Source organism: Marinicauda salina (assembly GCF_003122085.1).
GTDB lineage: Bacteria > Pseudomonadota > Alphaproteobacteria > Caulobacterales > Maricaulaceae > Maricicauda_A > Maricicauda_A salina.
In genome coordinates, this window is record NZ_QEXV01000001.1 from 573,054 (window position 1) to 590,306 (window position 17,253).

11 protein-coding genes are annotated in these 17,253 nt (G+C 69.5%); 4 read left to right on the forward strand and 7 right to left on the reverse strand.

Translation table 11 applies throughout. From position 1 onward, the window contains the following. Positions 1-314: 314 nt before the first annotated feature. Together DDZ18_RS02590 and DDZ18_RS02595 are read right to left on the reverse strand one after the other, a co-directional pair. Entirely contained in the window at positions 315-2,966 is a 2,652-nt protein-coding gene (locus DDZ18_RS02590) for a cation-translocating P-type ATPase (protein WP_109251787.1), read from the reverse strand. 41 nt (positions 2,967-3,007) lie between these two features. Next, entirely contained in the window at positions 3,008-3,553 is a 546-nt protein-coding gene (locus DDZ18_RS02595) for a flavodoxin domain-containing protein (protein WP_109251788.1), read from the reverse strand. Between the two features lie 179 nt (positions 3,554-3,732). Between DDZ18_RS02595 and DDZ18_RS02600 the strand changes: the two genes are divergently transcribed. Beyond that, positions 3,733-4,380, forward strand: a complete 648-nt coding sequence (locus DDZ18_RS02600; RefSeq protein WP_109251789.1) for a BON domain-containing protein — start codon at positions 3,733-3,735, stop codon at positions 4,378-4,380. A gap of 171 nt (positions 4,381-4,551) precedes the next feature. On the opposite strand, the gene DDZ18_RS02605 is transcribed toward DDZ18_RS02600, so the two are convergent. Beyond that, positions 4,552-5,229 carry a helix-turn-helix domain-containing protein gene (locus DDZ18_RS02605; protein WP_158272038.1) on the reverse strand — a complete coding sequence of 226 codons (678 nt, stop codon included), beginning with the start codon at positions 5,227-5,229 and terminating at the stop codon, positions 4,552-4,554. Positions 5,230-5,474: 245 nt separating this feature from the next. Between DDZ18_RS02605 and DDZ18_RS02610 the strand changes: the two genes are divergently transcribed. Further along, on the forward strand, positions 5,475-14,066 hold the full coding sequence (locus DDZ18_RS02610; RefSeq protein ID WP_109251791.1) for an Ig-like domain-containing protein: 8,592 nt from the start codon (positions 5,475-5,477) through the stop codon (positions 14,064-14,066). A gap of 16 nt (positions 14,067-14,082) precedes the next feature. Here the strand turns inward: DDZ18_RS02610 and DDZ18_RS13855 are convergent, their stop codons facing one another. The 4 genes from DDZ18_RS13855 to DDZ18_RS02625 all read right to left on the reverse strand — a co-directional run bounded on the left by DDZ18_RS13855 (position 14,083) and on the right by DDZ18_RS02625 (position 15,663). Continuing rightward, positions 14,083-14,220 carry a hypothetical protein gene (locus DDZ18_RS13855; RefSeq protein ID WP_158272039.1) on the reverse strand — a complete coding sequence of 46 codons (138 nt, stop codon included), beginning with the start codon at positions 14,218-14,220 and terminating at the stop codon, positions 14,083-14,085. 117 nt (positions 14,221-14,337) lie between these two features. Beyond that, positions 14,338-14,658: a GYD domain-containing protein gene (locus tag DDZ18_RS02615; protein WP_109251792.1), complete on the reverse strand. Its 321-nt coding sequence runs from the start codon at positions 14,656-14,658 to the stop codon at positions 14,338-14,340. Positions 14,659-14,677: 19 nt separating this feature from the next. Then, positions 14,678-15,421 (reverse strand): BON domain-containing protein, encoded by a 744-nt coding sequence (locus tag DDZ18_RS02620; protein ID WP_109251793.1) that lies wholly within the window; start codon positions 15,419-15,421, stop codon positions 14,678-14,680. Beyond that, positions 15,421-15,663, reverse strand: coding sequence for a hypothetical protein (locus tag DDZ18_RS02625; RefSeq protein ID WP_109251794.1), 243 nt, complete (start codon positions 15,661-15,663; stop codon positions 15,421-15,423). Before DDZ18_RS02625 ends, DDZ18_RS02620 begins: the two co-directional genes overlap by 1 nt. 337 nt (positions 15,664-16,000) lie before the next feature. Between DDZ18_RS02625 and DDZ18_RS02630 the strand changes: the two genes are divergently transcribed. After that, on the forward strand, positions 16,001-16,579 hold the full coding sequence (locus DDZ18_RS02630) for a TetR/AcrR family transcriptional regulator (protein ID WP_158272040.1): 579 nt from the start codon (positions 16,001-16,003) through the stop codon (positions 16,577-16,579). 42 nt (positions 16,580-16,621) lie between these two features. Continuing rightward, on the forward strand, positions 16,622-17,179 hold the full coding sequence (locus DDZ18_RS02635; protein ID WP_109251796.1) for a peptidylprolyl isomerase: 558 nt from the start codon (positions 16,622-16,624) through the stop codon (positions 17,177-17,179). The last annotated feature ends 74 nt before the right edge of the window (positions 17,180-17,253 follow it).

A 17,253-nucleotide genomic window follows, 5' to 3' on the forward strand; every position in this document is an offset into this window, starting at 1 on the left:
ACCCCTGCCGGCTCCAATGCGCTCCGGTCGCTCCTGTCCATGACGGTCGGCCCGATCGGCGCCGGCCCCTCGACCGAACAGCGCGCTCTGCTCGAACTCGCCTTCGCCGCGGCGGCGCGCGCCGACGCCGCCGTCGCGCGCAAGATCGACCGGCTTCACGCCATGGGCGCGCCGCGCTCCCGCCTGATCACCGTGCTCCAGCTCGCCGTGCTGATGAGCGACGGCCCGGCCCTGTGCGTCGCCGCCGACGCGCTGGCGCGCTATGACGGGCTCGACGCGGAGCGGCTTTGCGGCCGGGCGGCGGCCGCCGCGCCTCAACCCTCTCTCAACGCCGCGCCCTTTGATCCGCGTACGGACTTGACGATTTCCGGCACGATCAGCACGGGCAGCGCCGCGGCGCCGAGCCCGAGCCAGAGCATGGCCGGCGGCGCGGAGACCTCCATCAGCCGCTGAAGCGGCGGCGCGTAGACCAGCGCCAGCTGGACCGCCAGGGTCGCCGCGACCGCCGCGACGAGCCACTGGTTCGAGAACCAGCCGAGCCGCGTGTTCGGCGTCTCGAGCGACCGGAAAACGAACACGGTCGCGCAGCTCATCACGACGACCGCGCTGAAGCTGGCGGCGTTGGCGGTCTGCGCGCCGGCCGGCAGGAGATGCTGGAACGTCGCCAGCGTGACGGCGGCGAGCCATCCCCCGAACACCGCGACCAGCATGAAGGCGGTGCGGTCGAGCACGCGTGCGCCGGGCCGGCGCGGCGGCCGCGCCATCAGGTCGGGTCCGGCGCGCTCCACGCCGAGCGCCAGCGCGATCGGCCCGTCGGTCAGCAGGTTGACCCAGAGGAGCTGCACCGGCGTCAGGATCAGCGGCGCCCCGGTCACCACGTTCGCCGCCACCGCGACGACTTCGCCGAAATTCGACGCCAGCAGGAAGCGCGCGAAATTCCGGATCGATTCGTCCTGGCGCCGGCCCTCGCGCACCGCATCCACGATGGTGCCGAAATCGTCGTCGAGCAGGACCATGTCGGCGGCGGCGCGGGCCGCGTCGACGCCGCGTATCCCCATCGCCACCCCGATATCGGCCTGTTTCAGCGCCGGCGCGTCGTTCACGCCGTCGCCCGTCATGGCGACGATGTCGCCGCCGTCCTGGAGCAGCCGCACCACGCGCAGCTTGTGCTCGGGCGTGGTGCGGCTGAGCACCGGCCGGCGCTCGAGGCGCTCGGCGAGCGCGGCGTCGTCGAGCCCGTCGATCTCCGCGCCGGAGAGCACCTCGGTCGCGTCCAGCCCGACCTCGCGGGCGATGGCGCGGGCGGTGCCCGCCGCGTCGCCGGTGATCATGACCACCCGGATGCCGGCCGCGCGCGCCGCCTCCATCGCCGGGCGGGCCCGCGGCCGCGGCGGATCCATCAGGCCGATGAGCCCGAGAAAGACCATCTCCCGCTCGACCTCCTCAAGGCTGTGAAGCCGGTCGGCCGATGTATCTCGGTGAGCCACGGCGAGCACGCGCAGGCCGGCCTCGCCCATTTCCTCGGCGCGGTCGATCCAGCGCCGGCGGCCCGCGTCGTCGAGCGGCTCGACCCCGTCCGCGGTTCGGATCTGCGCGCACAGCGGCAGCACGTAATCGGGCGCGCCCTTCATGTGCGCGTGGAGTTCGCCGTCGCGCTCGACGACGACCAGCATGCGCTTGCGCTCCGCGGAGAAGGGCTGCTCGGCGACGCGGGGCGGACCCTCGGCGTCCACCGCATCAAACCGGTGAGCGGCCGCCAGCAGGGCCCGTTCGGTGGGCTCGCCGGCGACGCCGCCATCCTCGGCGAGCTCGGCGTCGTTGCACAGCCCGGCGGTCCGCAGCGCGTCGACCTCGAGCGCGTCGGGCGGCGCCTCGCCCTCGGACAAATCGGTCTCGCCCGCCGCGGTGACGATGCTCACCGCGCTCATCTCGCCGGTGGTCAGCGTGCCGGTCTTGTCGGTGCAGATGACCGTCGCCGAGCCGAGCGTCTCCGCCCCGCGCAGCCGGCGCACGAGCGCGTTGCGCTTGGCCATCTTGCGCACGCCGAGCGCCAGGCTGAGCGCGACCACGGCCGGCAGGCCCTCGGGCACCGTGGCGACAGCGAGCGAAACGCCCGTGAACAGCATCTCCAGCGGGTCGCGCCCGGCGAGCAGGCCGAGCGCGGCGACCAGCACGGCGGCGACGACGGCGGCCGCGCCGAGCACCCGGCTCAGGCGCGCGAGCCGCCTCTGCAGCGGGGTTGCCTGGCGGCGCACCGAGGCGGCGAGCGCGGCGATGCGGCCAAACTCGGTGTGATCGCCTGTCGCGACCACGACTCCCCTGCCGCGCCCGTCGAGCAGCAGCGAGCCGGCGAACAGGATCGAGGCGCGGGCGTGGACCGGCGCGTCGTCCGGATCCGCGCCCGGGGCCTTGGCCACGGCGTGAGCCTCGCCGGTCAGCGCGGATTCGTCGGCGAGCAGGCCCTCGCCGGACGCCAGCTTGAGATCGGCGGGCGCGCGTTCGCCGCGATGCATCTCGACGAGGTCGCCGGGGACGAGTTCGCGCGCGTCGATCCGCCGGCGTTCGCCGTCGCGCACCACATTGCACGCCGGCGCCAGCATGCCCTCCAGCGCGGCGAGCGCGCGCTCGGCCCGCCATTCCTGGAAGAAGCCGAGCGCGGCGTTCAGCACCACGATCGCAGCGATCATGATCGCGTCGAAGCGCTCGCCGAGCGCGGCGGCCAGCACGACGCCGGCGATGAGCAGAAGGATCAGCGGATCGGCGAGCTGGCGGCCGAGCGTCGCCAGGATCGAGAAGGACTCGGCGGCCTCGATCTCGTTGGGGCCGGCCTCGGCGAGGCGGTCGCGGGCCTCGGCTTCCGACAGCCCCGCGTCGAGATCGGCGGCCAGTCGCCCGGCGGCGTCGCCGGGGTCGACCCCGTGCCAGCGCACCGGGCGCTCCGCGGCGGCGGCCTCCCGGTCAGCCACGGCCGCCGGCCTCCCCGGCCGGCGCGATCCCCCGGCGTTGGTCAGCGTCCGACATGCTCGGCTAGGAAGTCGTCGGCGAAGGCCTCGAGCGCGCGCCAGTCGGTGAGCTCGACATCGCGTTCGGGGTCGAACTCCATGCCCAGTTCGCGCGTCAGCCGCCGGGCCATCCAGCGCTTGAAGAAGTCGAACTGGGCGAAGCGCAGCGCGCCGGCGGCGTAGTGGACGGCGCGCGGCAGCCAGCCCGTCTCGGCGCAGAACCGGTCGACATAGGCCCGCATCTCCTCCTCGTCCTCGGCTTCGCCGCTCGCGGCGTGCAGCGACACCGAGACCAGCGCGGACGGCGTGCGGTTGAGCGCGGCGACATTCTTGCGGGCGAAATTCACCGCCGCGGCGTGATGGCGATCGGCGTGCACCGAGGCGACGAGGATGACGGCGTCGTGCGCCGATACGTCCAGGTCCTCGGGCGGATCGGTGGCGTCGACCAGCGTCCGGCCATGCTTGCAGCGGACGAGATGGTCCCCGAGCAGGTCGGCGATGCGCCGCGACTGGCCTTCGACCGTGGCGTAGACGATCAGGATGTCGGCCATGGCGGCTCTCCCGTCTTGCGCGGCGGAGCTTTCCGCAGCTCCTGCGCCGCCGTCAGCCCCGCAATACTACGCAAGGCGGAGTTGATTCCAGTCAATGCCCGCGACAGTCGCCCGCGCGACCGTAAACCCGGACGATCCGTCGCACGGATCGGTCGCCACAGGGATACCGGAGCGGTCGGATGAAGGACGTGGAGCTGCGCGAACTGGTCGAGGCCGAACTCGAGTGGGAGCCGAGCCTCAACGCCGCACACGTCGCCGTGACCGTGCACGACTCGGTGGTCACGCTGGGCGGTCATGTCGAGACCTACGCCGAGAAGCTGGCCGCCGAGCGCGCCGTGCGCCGGGTCAAGCAGGTCAGGGGCGTCGCGATGGACATCGAGGTCCGGCCGCCCTCGGCCAAGCAGGTGGACGACGAGGACATCGCGACCCGCGCGGTGAACAGCCTGCGCTGGCAGTCGAACATTCCCGGCAGCGACATCCATGTCTCGGTCAATCGCGGCTGGATCACGCTCGGCGGCGACGTCGAGTGGCGTTACCAGCGCGAGGCCGCCGAGCGCGCGGTGCGGTATCTGAGCGGCGTCGTCGGCGTGACCAACGAGATCGCCATCCGCTCGACCTCGCAGCCGGATGACCTCAAGCAGCGCATCGTGTCGGCCCTGGCGCGCAACGCCGCCGCCGAGGCGAAATCCGTGGCCGTCGATGTCGAGGGCGGCCAGGTGCGCCTGTCGGGGAAGGTGCACAGCTGGCACGACCGCAAGCTCATCGAGGACGCGATCTGGGCGGCGCCCGGCGTGACTTCGGTGAAGGACGAGATCCGCATCGGCTGAACGCCGGCCGATGCGCAACATGACTGTATGGCGGCGCGGCCCGCTCGCCCTCCACTCCCCGAAGCCGCGCTGCTGCGCCCGGCCCGACCCCGGCCGGGCGCACCCCTTTTCCGGGGCGTCCGGGCCTTTCGGGCGTTATCCGGCGATCGGGAGTCGCCGTGCAGCGCCGCCTCAGAGACCTGAGGCGACGCCGCCGGCGCAGCGCCGCAGGCCCGGCCAGCTGAGAACGCGGACCTGGCGCGGCGTGGGCAGATCAATTATCCCGCCCTCGCGCAGTGCAGTGAGCTTGCGGCTCACCGTCTCCACCGTCAGGCCGAGGAAGTCGGCCATGTCGCGGCGGTCCATCGGCAGTTCGAAGGCGGGCGGGTCGTGCTCGTCCGCGCCGGCGAGGCGCGAGGCCATCATCAGGATGAAGCCGGCGACGCGCTCGAGCGCGCAGAGACGGCCCATCAGGAGGATCTGGGATTCGGCGCGCTCCAGGCGCGCGGTGGTCCTTCGGAGCGCCTCGCGCAGGCGTTCGGGATCCTCGCGCTCGAACGCGCCGCCCACGCTGACCGCGCGACACCGGGTGACCGCCTCGGCGGTGTGGGCGTGGCGGTCGGCCAGTGGAGCGCCGATCCGCTCGCCCGGGCAGGCGAAACCGATGACCTGGCGTCCGCCGTCGCCCGAGAACCGGACCAGACGGACCATGCCGTCGAGCAGGTCGAACTCGCGGTCCGCGGGATCGCCCTCGCGGTAGAACGCCTCGCCGGGCGCGAGGCAGCGCACGACCCCCGGCGGACGGGTCTCGCGATCCCGCCGCCGGATGATCGGCTGCGCGTCGCCGCTGATGATGTCGAGATACGCCATGGCTCGTCCTCCGGGACTCATTGCCGAGGATGGCCCGGAGGAACGCTGATTGTCGTCTCGCAGAAATACGGATGCGCCGCCGCCGAACGCAGCCGGCGAATGAAATAATCGCGCTGGCGAGATGGTTAAAACAGAGTTAACATTCAGTTGAAATCGCGCCTGCTCACTCGCGAGGGGCGAGAGAACGCGCAGAGGCCCGCGCCGGCCGTCGAGCGGACCGGGCGGTTCCGCAGCTGGGGGGCGGCATGGCCAGCACCACATTTATTCTCGAGGCCGAGGTCGACACGCAGGTTCGCGTCACCGAGCAGCCTGACGGTTCGCTTCTCTTCGAAATCGAGGTCCTGACGGACGACGGTTCGATCGGCGATCTCCGCGGGCTGTTCTTCGACTTCGACGACTCCCTGCTGGGCGGCCTTTCGATCACCGGGCCGGACATCACCGACTACCGGATCGCCGAAGATGACGTCGTCGATCTCGGCCATGGCGCGAATGTGCGCGGCGAGGTGGCGAACACGTACGGCCGCTATGACGCCGGGGTCGAGTTCGGCACGCAGGGCATCGCCCAGGACGACATCCAGTCGACCAGCTTCACCCTCAGCCATGACGGTGTCGACCTGACGCTCGACATGCTCGGCGACGTCGCCGTGCGTCTGACCAGCGTCGGCGAGATCGACGGCGACCGCGAGGGCTCGCTCAAGACCGGCGACATCGATTACGCCCCGGAGATCGACGTCGCCGAGGACACGTCCGTCGACGAGGACGGGCTGGCGGGCGGCGACGGGCCGGCCGGGCTGGCGTCGGATGCCGGCGAAATCACCATCGACTTCGGCGGCGATGTTCCCGCCGATCCGTCGACGGCGCTGACGCTTTTCGTCGACGGGCTCGACGGCCAGCTGACCTCCGGCGGCGTCCCGGTGACGTTCGCCGTCGAAGGCGGCGACATCGTCGGCCGCGCCGGCGGGACCGAGGTCATCCGCATCGCGATCACCGGCTCGACCGACAACGGCGACGGGACGGTCACCTATACTTATGAAACAACCCTGTCGGGCGTGATCGATCACGGCGCGGCCGGCGAGGACGACCAGATCCTGAGCGGAGTCGACTTCACCGCCACGGACGCCGACGGCGACGCGGTGTCCGGCGAGGTCGACGTCACGATCAATGACGACACCCCCGAGGCGTTCGACGACGGCGCGACGCAGGCGACCGAGAACGACCCGGTCACGATCGACGTGTTCGCCAATGACGAGCCCGGCGCCGACGGCGCGGCCACGGCGAGCGTCGCGCTCGTGAGCGGCTCGCTGACGGGCGCAGGCTCGCTCGTCAATAACGGCGACGGGAGCTTCACCTACACGCCGGCGGCCGGCGAAGAAGGCTCGGTCAGCTTCGCCTACACCATCACCGACGCCGACGCCGACGTCTCCCAGGCGACCGCAACGATCGAGCTGCAGCCGGACAGCGTTCCCGAGATCTCGGCCGCGGCGACGGATCTGTTCGTGGACGATGACGACACCGAGGGCGGCGTGTCGACGGATACGGGCTCGGTCACGATCGACTACGGCAATGACTCCGCCGGCGCGTCCTTCACCTTCTCGACCGACGGTCTGGCGGGCGAGATTCAGACGCTCGACGGCCAGGACGTGGTCTTCGCCATCGAGGGCGGCGCGCTGGTCGGCCGGGCGCAGGCGGATAACTCGATCGTCATCGAGATCGAGGTGACCGGCTCGACCGACAACGGCGACGGCACGATCACCTACGATTACGAGGTCACCCAGCACCAGCCGCTCCAGCACGCCGATCCGAACACGGAAGACGACGCGTCCATCACGGTGAGCTTCACCGGAACCGACGGCGACGACGGCGATGACGTCGACGGGACCTTCGACGTCACCATCAATGACGACGTGCCCGAGGCCTTCGACGACAGCTTCACGCAGTCCGAAGAGAACGCCGACGTCACCGGCAACGTGCTGGCGAACAACGGCGCGGGCGCGGACGCCTTCGGCGCGGACGGCGCGAACAGCCCGGCGGTGACGGACTACACGCTGACTTCGGGCGCCGGCTCGCTGACGGTGAACGGCGACGGGAGCTTCACCTACGAGCCGGGCGCGGGCGAAGAAGGCCCGGTCACCTTCGGCTACACGATCACCGACGGCGACGGCGACACGTCCGAAGCCACGGCGACGATCACGCTGCAGGACGACTCCGAGCCGGTCGTGGGGACCGCCGGGAACACAATCGTCGACGAGGACGGGCTTCCCGGCGGCGATCTCGCTGCGTCGGCGGCGTCGGACACCGGTGAGATCACGATCGATTACGGAAACGACGTCCCCGCCGATCCCGGCGCGGCGCTGGTTCTGCTCACCGACGGGCTCGACGGCCAGGGGCTCACCTCGGGCGGCGATCCGGTCACCTTCGCCATCGAGGGCGGATCGGGCGATCTCGTGGGCTCGGCGAACGGCGAGGAAGTGATCCGCATCGCGATCACCGGGGCGACGGACAACGCTGACGGCACGGTCACCTACGCCTACGAGACGACGCTGTCGGGCGTGATCGATCACGATGCGGCCGGCGAGGACGACGTCGTCCTGTCGAGCGTGGGCTTCACCGCGACCGACGGCGATGACTCCGACACCGTCTCCGGCTCGATCGACGTCACCATCAATGATGACAGCCCGGAGGCGTTCGACGACAGCTTCACGCAGGCCGAAGAAAACGCCGACGTCACCGGCGACGTGCTCGCCGACAACGGCAACAGCGCCGACAGCGCCGGCGCTGACGGCGAGGGCTCGCCCTATGTCCAGCTGGTCGGCGGATCGTTCACCGGCTCGGGCAACCTGACGCTCAACGCCGACGGGACCTTCACGTACACGCCGGGGGCCGGCGAAGAAGGCAGCGTCAGCTTCGACTACACGATCACCGACGCCGACGGCGACGAATCCACCGCCACGGCCACGATCGACCTGCAGCCGGACTCCACGCCGGAGATCGACGGGGCGCCGGCCGATCTCGGCGTCGACGAGGACGGGCTGCCGGGCGGCGATCTGACCGCCGCGGCGGCGACCGACTCGGGCTCGGTGACGATCGACTACGGCAATGATAGCGCCGATGCGAACTTCGAACTGTCGGCGGCGGGCCTGGACGGCCAGCTCACCTCGAACGGCTTCCCGGTCGTGTTCGCGCTGGAAGGCGGCGAGGTCGTCGGCCGCGCCGACGGAACCGAGGTGATCCGCATCTCGATCACCGGCGAGACCGACAACGGCGACGGCGCGGTGACGTATGACTACGACGTCGAGCTGTCCCAGCCCGTCGAGCACGCCGGGGCCGGCGAGGACGACGCCTTCCTTCTGGGTGTCGGCTTCACTGCGACCGACGGCGATGACGGCGACGATGTCTCCGGGACATTCGACGTCGCGATCAATGACGACAGCCCCGAGGCGTTCGACGACAGCTTCACCCAGTCCGAAGAAAACGCCGACGTCAGCGGGAACGTGCTCGCCGACAACGGGTCGGGCGCGGACTCGGCCGGCGCCGACGGCGAGAGTTCGCCCTATGTCGAGCTGGTCAGCGGATCGTTCACCGGCTCGGGCGACCTGACGCTCAACGCCGACGGGACCTTCACCTACACGCCAGCCGCCGGCGAAGAAGACCCGGTCAGCTTCGACTACACCATCACGGATGCGGACGGCGACGTCGCCCAGGCGACCGCCACGATCACGCTGCAGACCGATTCCGAGCCGGCCTTCGACGCCGCCGACGACGTGACGGTCGACGAGGACGGCTTCGCCTTCGCCAATGACGACGATGCGACCTCGCGGACCGACGAGACCGACTCCACCGAGAGCCTGACGGGGACCGGGTCGGCGGTGTTCACCTTCGGCAATGACGTCCCGGGCGACCTCCTGGGCTCGATCGACCTGCTCGACGACGGCGCGCTCGACGGTCAGCTTCAGACGCTCGATGGCGACGCCGTCAACTTCTCGCTGGAGGGCGGCGATCTGGTCGGCCGGTCCGCCGGCGACGACTCCGAGGTGATCCGTATTTCGATCACCGGCGCCAGCGTCACCGATCCGTCCACGGGCGAGGTGACCTATGACTATGCGGTCACGCTCTCCCAGCCGGTCGAGCATGTCGACGGCGGGGTCGAGAACAGCGAGGCGCTGCTCAATGTCGGCTTCGAGGTCACCGACGGCGATGACGGGGATGCCGCCCAGGGGTCGTTCGACGTCTCCATCGTCGACGACGTCCCGCAGGCCAACGACGACAGCTACAACCAGGCCGATCAGGGCGGCGAGAATACCGCCGTCTCGGGGAATGTGATCGATAACGACGCGTTCGGCGCCGACGGCGACGCGAGCGATCCGCAGGTCTCGCTGATCTCGGACGTCTCGAAGGGCTCGCTGACGCTCAACGCGGACGGCAGCTTCACCTTCACGCCGGACGCCGGCCAGGAAGGATCGGTCAGCTTCACCTACCAGATCGTCGACCAGGACGGCGACGTCTCCGAGGCTGTCGCAACCATCAATCTCGAACCCGACTCCACGCCCGAGATTTCTGTCGCGGCGACGGACCTCTTCGTCGACGACGACGATACGGACGGCGGCGTGTCGACGGATACGGGTTCGGTGACGATCGACTACGGCAATGACGCCGCGGGCGCGACGTTCGCCTTCTCGACCGACGGTCTGGCGGGCGAGATTCAGACGCTCGACGGCCAGGACGTGGTCTTCGCCATCGAGGGCGGCGTGCTCGTCGGCCGGGCGCAGGCTGATAATTCCGTCGTCATCGAGGTCGAAGTCACCGGCTCGACGCCGAGCGGCGACGAGGTGACCTACGACTACCAGGTCACCCAGCACCAGCCGCTCCAGCACGCCGATCCGGACACGGAAGACGACGACTCCATCACAGTGAGCTTCACCGGCGCGGACGGCGACGACGGCGATGACGTCTCCGGGACCTTCGACGTCACGATCAATGACGACGTCCCCGAGGCCTTCGACGACAGCTTCACGCAGACGAATGAGAACGACCCGGTCTCCGGCAACGTGCTGGCGAACAACGGCGCGGGCGCGGACGCCTTCGGCGCGGACGGCGCCGACAGCCCGGCGGTGACGGACTACACGCTGACCTCGGGCGCCGGCTCGCTGACGGTCAACCCCGACGGGACCTTCACCTATGAGCCGGCCGCCGGCGAAGAAAGCTCGGTCACGTTCGACTACACGATCACGGACGGCGACGGCGACACCGATCAGGCCACGGCCACGATCACGCTGCAGCCCGACTCCGAGCCGGTCGTGAGCGCCGCCGAGGACGCGTTCGTCGACGAGGACGGGCTTCCCGGCGGCGATCTCGCTGCGTCGGCGGCGTCGGACACCGGCGAAATCACGATCGATTACGGAAACGACGTCCCCGCCGATCCCGGCGCGGCGCTGGTTCTGCTCACCGACGGTCTGGACGCCCAGAGTCTGACCTCGGGCGGCGATCCCGTGACCTTCGCCATCGAGGGTGGAACCGGCGATCTCGTGGGCTCGGCGAACGGCGAGGAAGTCATCCGCATCGCGATCACCGGGGCGACCGACAACGGCGACGGCACGGTCACCTACGCCTACGAGACGACGCTGTCGGGCGTGATCGATCACGATGCGGCCGGCGAGGACGACGTCGTGCTGTCGAACGTGGGCTTCACCGCGACCGATGGCGATGACTCCGACACCGTCTCCGGCTCGATCGCCGTCACCATCGACGACGACGTGCCCGAGCCCGAGGACGATGCGTACAACCAGGCCGACCAGGGCGGCGAGAATACCGCCGTCTCGGGGAATGTGATCGATAACGACGCGTTCGGCGCCGACGGCGACGCGAGCGATCCGCAGGTCTCGCTGATCTCCGACGTGGCCGAGGGCTCGCTGACGCTCAACGCGGACGGCAGCTTCACCTTCACCCCGGACGCCGGCCAGGAAGACCCGGTCAGCTTCACCTACCAGATCGTCGACCAGGACGGCGACGTCTCCGAGGCTGTCGCGACCATCAATCTCGAGCCCGACTCCACGCCGGAGATCTCCGAAGCGGCGACGGATCTCTTCGTCGACGACGACGACACCGACGGCGGCGGAACGTCGACCGACACGGGCTCGGTCACCATCGACTACGGAAACGATGTCGGCGGCGCGAGCTTCGCCTTCTCCACCGACGGTCTGGCGGGCGAACTGCAGACGCTCGACGGCCAAGATGTGGTCTTCGCCATCGAGGGCGGCGCGCTCGTCGGCCGGGCGCAATCGGACAACTCGGTCGTCATCGAAATCGAGGTGACCGGCTCGACCGACAACGGCGACGGCACGGTGACCTATGACTACGAGGTCACGCAGAGCGTTCCGCTCCAGCACGCCGATCCGAACTCCGAGGACGACGACTCCATCACGGTGCAGTTCGACGTCTCCGACGGCGATGACGGCGATGCGCTCGCCGCGCCGGGCTCGTTCGACGTCACGATCAATGACGCCACGCCCGACGCCAATAATGACGGCGTCATCGCCGTGCCTGAGGACACCGCCGTCACCTTCGACGTGTTCGCCAATGACGATTTCGGCGCCGACGGGGTGGATACGGACAACGATCCCGACGTCGCGGTGACGTGGACCCAGCCCGCCAAGGGCGTCGTCACCTATGACGCCTCGAGCGGCGAGTTCACCTACACGCCGGGGGGCGGCGAGGAGGGCGCCGACAGCTTCACCTACACGATCATCGACGGCGACGGCGACGAATCCACGGCCACGGTCCAGCTGAACATCGCGCCGGATTCCGAGCCGCTCGCGGGCGACGCGGCCGATCTCGCCCTCGACGACGACGACCTGGTGAACCCCGGCGTCTCGAGCGAGGGCGGCGTCGTCGAGATCAAGTTCTTCAACGACCAGCCCGGCGACACCGAAGCCGAGCTTCTGGACGCGGTCGCGTTCGATCCCGCGACGCTGACCACGCTCAACGCGGCGGGCTACGAGTCCGGCGGCGAGACGATCGTGTTCGCGATCGAAGGCGGCACCGGCGACATCGTCGGCTCGACGAGCGAAGGCGAGGTCATCCGCATCGCGATCACCGGCGCGACCCCGCTCGGCGGCGGCGCGGTCGACTACGCCTACGAGGCGACGCAGTCGCTGCCGATCGACCATCCGCAGGCTCATCACAAGGATGATCCGGGTGCGGAGGACAACCTGCCTCTGAGCGGGATCACGCTGACGGCCACGGATTCCGACGGCGATCCCGTTTCGGTCGCCTTCGACGTCGATCTCGACGACGACGTGCCCGACTTCCTGTTCGGCGACGACCTGTCCATCGTCAACGAGGCGCCGAGCGAGGCCACCGGATCGCTCACTTTCGAGGCCGGCGGCGACGGGATCGGCGAAGTCGTGTTCCTCGGAACCGACGGCGACCAGGCCTTCGACAGCGACGGCAACCCGCTGCTCAGCGAGGGCGAGCCGATCTTCCTCTACGGCTTCGACTCGGACACGCTCGAGGGCCGGGTCGGCTCCGACGGCGCGCCGGATCCGGCCGGCGACACGGTGTTCACCATCACGCTCGATCCCGACACCGGCGAGTGGAGCGCCCAGTTCGCCGTCGACATCCAGAACGGCAGCGAGATCTCCGTGACCGATCTGGCCGGCGTGACGGCGGGCAACAGCGACATCCAGGTCATCGGCGCCGACGATGCGATCAATAACGGCGACGATGTCGACATCATCCTGGATGGCGACCCGGGCCCGGTGAACACGAGCTCCGAGGGCATTGCAGTCGGCAATCAGAGCATCGGCGCCGGCGAGGCCGTCCAGATGGAGTTCGTCCACAACGCCGTCACCGACGGCGATACGGCGACCGGCTTCGACTGGGACGGCGTCGTGGAGGCCAACGCCTTCAAGCAGGAGATCCAGCAGGTCCAGGGCCCGCAGTCGAACACCACGGCCATCCTGGTCGAGGCGCTGGCCACCGACGGCGATCAGGACATCTTCGGCGAGGGAAGCCTCGTCGAGATCACGGAGGTGAGGATCTACGACGAATTCGGCGTCGACATCACGGACAGCTGGGGCGGAACGATCGACTATAACGGCGACGGGTCGGTGAACATCTCCGGCCTCGAGGAAGGCGAGTTCTACGAGATCCACACCGACGACCTGTTCTCCGGCGTGCGCGTCTCGGCGAACGATTCCGACCCCGACTTCAACAATTTCGATCTCGGCGCGTTCTCCATCTTCGCGCTGGGAACCGGCGATCCGTTCGACATGAACTTCGACGTGCGCGGCTTCGACGGCGACGGCGACTGGATTGACGGAACGCTGGACCTCACCGTCGAGCCGGCGGCCGAGCCGCTCGCGGCGAGCGCGACGAGCGCCACGGAGATCCAGCTGCTCGAGAGCGGCGGGGCCTCCGCCTACGAGACGGACGGTTCGGAGTCCGCCCTGATGACGGACCCGGCCGCCGGCTTCGAGACGGCCGCGTTCGCCGGTCCGGGCCTGTTCGACCCGGCGGCGCTGCTCGGCCCGGCCGAGCCCGGCCTGTTCGCCGTGCTGGAGGCCGACGGTTTCGCGTATGACGGCGGGCGCTTCGCCGACGCGTTCGGCGACGCGACCAACCCGGGCGAGATCGTAGCGGCGGTCGAGACGGACGACGTCGACGCCGCGTTCACGCTGTCGACCTATGTCGAGGCGGCCGACGCCGCCCTCGACGAGCTGGTGGGCGGCGGCGCGGCGACGCCGGCCGGGTTCGCCCCGGCGACGTCATGGGACGCGCCGGCCTTCAGCGCGTTGTCCGTCGCCGAGGACGACGTCATCGCGATCTCGCAGGGCGGCTAGGTCCGCGGCGCGCCGCTCAGGGCGACCGACGGGCGTCGCATTCCCCCGCCTCGCAGGCCGACGGCGCCGGCTCGGTAAGGAGCAGGGGCACGAACGGCACGCATCCCGGCGTGAACAGTGCGGCGAGGACGACGAGAAGCGTCAGCGGTTTCATCGGGCGAGCGCCTTCCCATGCGGCGGGCTGGAGACGTCCAGCCTAGCCGCCGCCGGCGATCGAGTCATGACGCGCCGCATATTGCGCGCTCGGGCCGACCGGCCCGGCGCAACCCGGTCAGCCGCCCTCGCGCGCCGCGGGCGGCAGGTAGCGCGCCATCTCCTTGAATTCGTCCCAGGGCGTCGCGCCCCAGATCTCGGTCTCGGCGTGGCCGAAGGTGCGGATGATGGTGGCGACCTTCGTCGCCGCGGCGTTGTCGGGCGCCTCGAAGATGTCGAGATAGTCCGCCGGGCCCAGGACGGCGTAGCTGTCCTTCCATTCGACGTCGGGGCACTCGGCGTCGAGGCGTTCCTTGACCTGACGCTCCAGCTCCTGGAGCGAGCTCGGCGATTTCAGCGCCTCGTGGCTGAGACGGGTGAGCATGATGTAGGTCGACATGGCGGTCCGCCTCCTTTCGCTATGACGGGGTCTGGGTCAGCTCGATCGCGTTGATCACGTCGTCGACGCCGAACACGTACCAGGCGTCGCACTCGGCCATGTGCCGCTGCTCGGCGTCCGCCGCCGCGCCGGTGAGCCGGACCGTCGCGCCGCGCACCCCGACCCGGACCTCGGACGCATCGACGAACGGGTCGCGATCGAGCGCGATCCGCACGGCCTCCTCGATGCGGTCGGGGCCGTCTTCCTCGGCGGGCTCGACCTCGATTCCGTTGACCACGTCGCGGCTGCCCGGGGTCCACCAGGCCAGGACGCCCGCCAGCCGCTTGTGCTGCAGGCTGGGAACCGCACCGTTGAGGATGACGACGCCGTCATCGACCTCCACGGCGACGCGGCCGGCCGGCTCGCCCGCGGCGTCGCGGAAGACGCGATCCTCCTTCTCCACCGTCTCGACGAGGGCGAGGTTCCAGAAACCGTCGTCGGCGTCGAGCGCCCGGCAGACATGCTCGCGGATCGCCTTGTCCTCCATGGGCGTCGCCGGCTTGATGCGCAGACGGTCGACGATGGAGGCGACGCCCGCGACCGCGGCGGCGCGCTCGAGCGCCAGGCGCTTTTCGGCGACGCTGTTCAGCTCGGCGGTCATGATCAGCGCGCCGGAGTCGTCGCGCTCCAGCGCGATCGTCTCGCGCGCCCGGTCGAGCCGGGCTTCGGCCGCGAGCGCTTCGCCGACCGCCTCGAGGACGCTGTCGGCGGCCGGCCCGGTCATCACTCGCGCTCCCGGTCGGGCGGCGCGGCGCCGGCGTTCTGGAGGAGGTCGTAGATGCGGCCGGCCACGCCGGAGAGCGGGCGGCGGGCCTCGCCCAGCACGTCGTCTTCCTCGTCGAGCTGCAGCGCGGCGGCCTCGAGATCGCCGAGGCTCGGCTCGAGCGCCAGGATCTCGACGACCGTGTGATCGGCCAGCGATCCGAACAGCCGGACGATGTCGTCGCGCGTCGGTTGTTCGGCCATGATGCGTCCCGTCGCGATGCTGCGTCTGTCAGAACAACGATTCCGACTCCGGATTCGATCCGGTCAAAGCCTTCGTGTGGGACTCAGTGTCGCTGGGGGACGAATGGCGGCGCTGTCGGGCGGCAGTGGAGGGGGCTCGAAGGGCCGCCTTGATCCTTGGATGATTGCCTGCGATACATACCATCGAGTTTGTATGTGGGCGGCGACCTTGGACGCCGCCATATCGAAATGGATCGGATGGGGCTAGGTTTTCCGACGTCGCTGCTGGAAAGCTGAAATTGCCGACATGACAGAAACGCGAACCAAGCCCGCCCGGACTTCCCGCACCAATCGCGAGATGAGCGAGGCGACTCGTCTGCGCCTGGTCGAAGCGACGCTCGACTGCCTGACGGAGCGCGGCTACGCGTCCACATCCACGCATGAAGTGGCCAAGCGCGCCGGGGTGACCCGGGGCGCGCTCAATCACCATTACGAAAACAAGGCCGAACTGATCGCGGATGCGGCGGCGCATCTTGTGCGCCAACGATCGATCAAGATCAGGCAGGCCGCTTCGAACGGCGAGAGCCGGGATCTGCGCGAGCAGGTGAAGCTGAAGTACGACATCTATCAGGAACACTTCCCGGCGATGATCGAATTCATGGTCGCCGCGCGGACCGATAAGGATCTCAGGGAAGCGTTCTCGGGCGCGTTGCAGCGTCAATATGATGGCGAGTGGGACCAGTCCCAATTCGCCGAATTCGCGTCCCGGCCGGACCCGGTGATGTGCGATTATGTCGTCAATTGCTTCATCCGGGGCCTGAGCCTGGAGACGATCGTCAATCCGCCGGAAATGATCGAGCGCATTTTCGATGAATTCATCGAGCTTTTTGCGCTCGCGCTGAGCGCGAGCGAACGCCGTTCAGGCCAATCGGGCTAGGCGCGCCCTGCGGGACCGGCCCTTCCAATCGAGGCGACGAGAATGCCGGACGTGATCATAAGAACTGCGCTGGGCGACATCGAGGTCGAGCTGGAGTTCGACAAGGCGCCGATCACATCGCGGAACTTTCTCAGGAATATCGATGAGGGGCTCTTTCGAGGCGGAAGCTTTTACCGGAGCGCGCACAAGGACGACGCCACGGGCGCCAATCTGTCGATCATCCAGGGCGGCGCGAACAAGGATCTGGATCAACCAAAGCCGATCGAACACGAGACGACGGCGACGACCGGATTGAGGCATGGCGCCGGCGCGGTCTCCATGGCGCGCATGGAGCGCGGAACGGCCACGACCGAGTTCTTCATCTGTCTCGAGGACACGCCGGGCCTCGATTTCAGGGAGGCGACCGACGCGGGAGCCGGCTACGCGGTCTTCGGCCGGGTCGTGGGCGGCATGGACGTGGTTCGCGCGATCCATGATCGCGAGACCGGCGATCCGGATCTGTCCGCGTCCGACGCCGGCGGCATACCCGAATGGCTGCGGCCGCAATTATTGAACGATCCGATCCTCATCCACGAGATGGTCGTGGCCCGGCGCGGCTGATCCGCCGGACCGGATCCGGCGCCGGCCGGCGGCGTCGCACGGCCCAAACCGATATGGTTTCCGAGGTGGCGGGC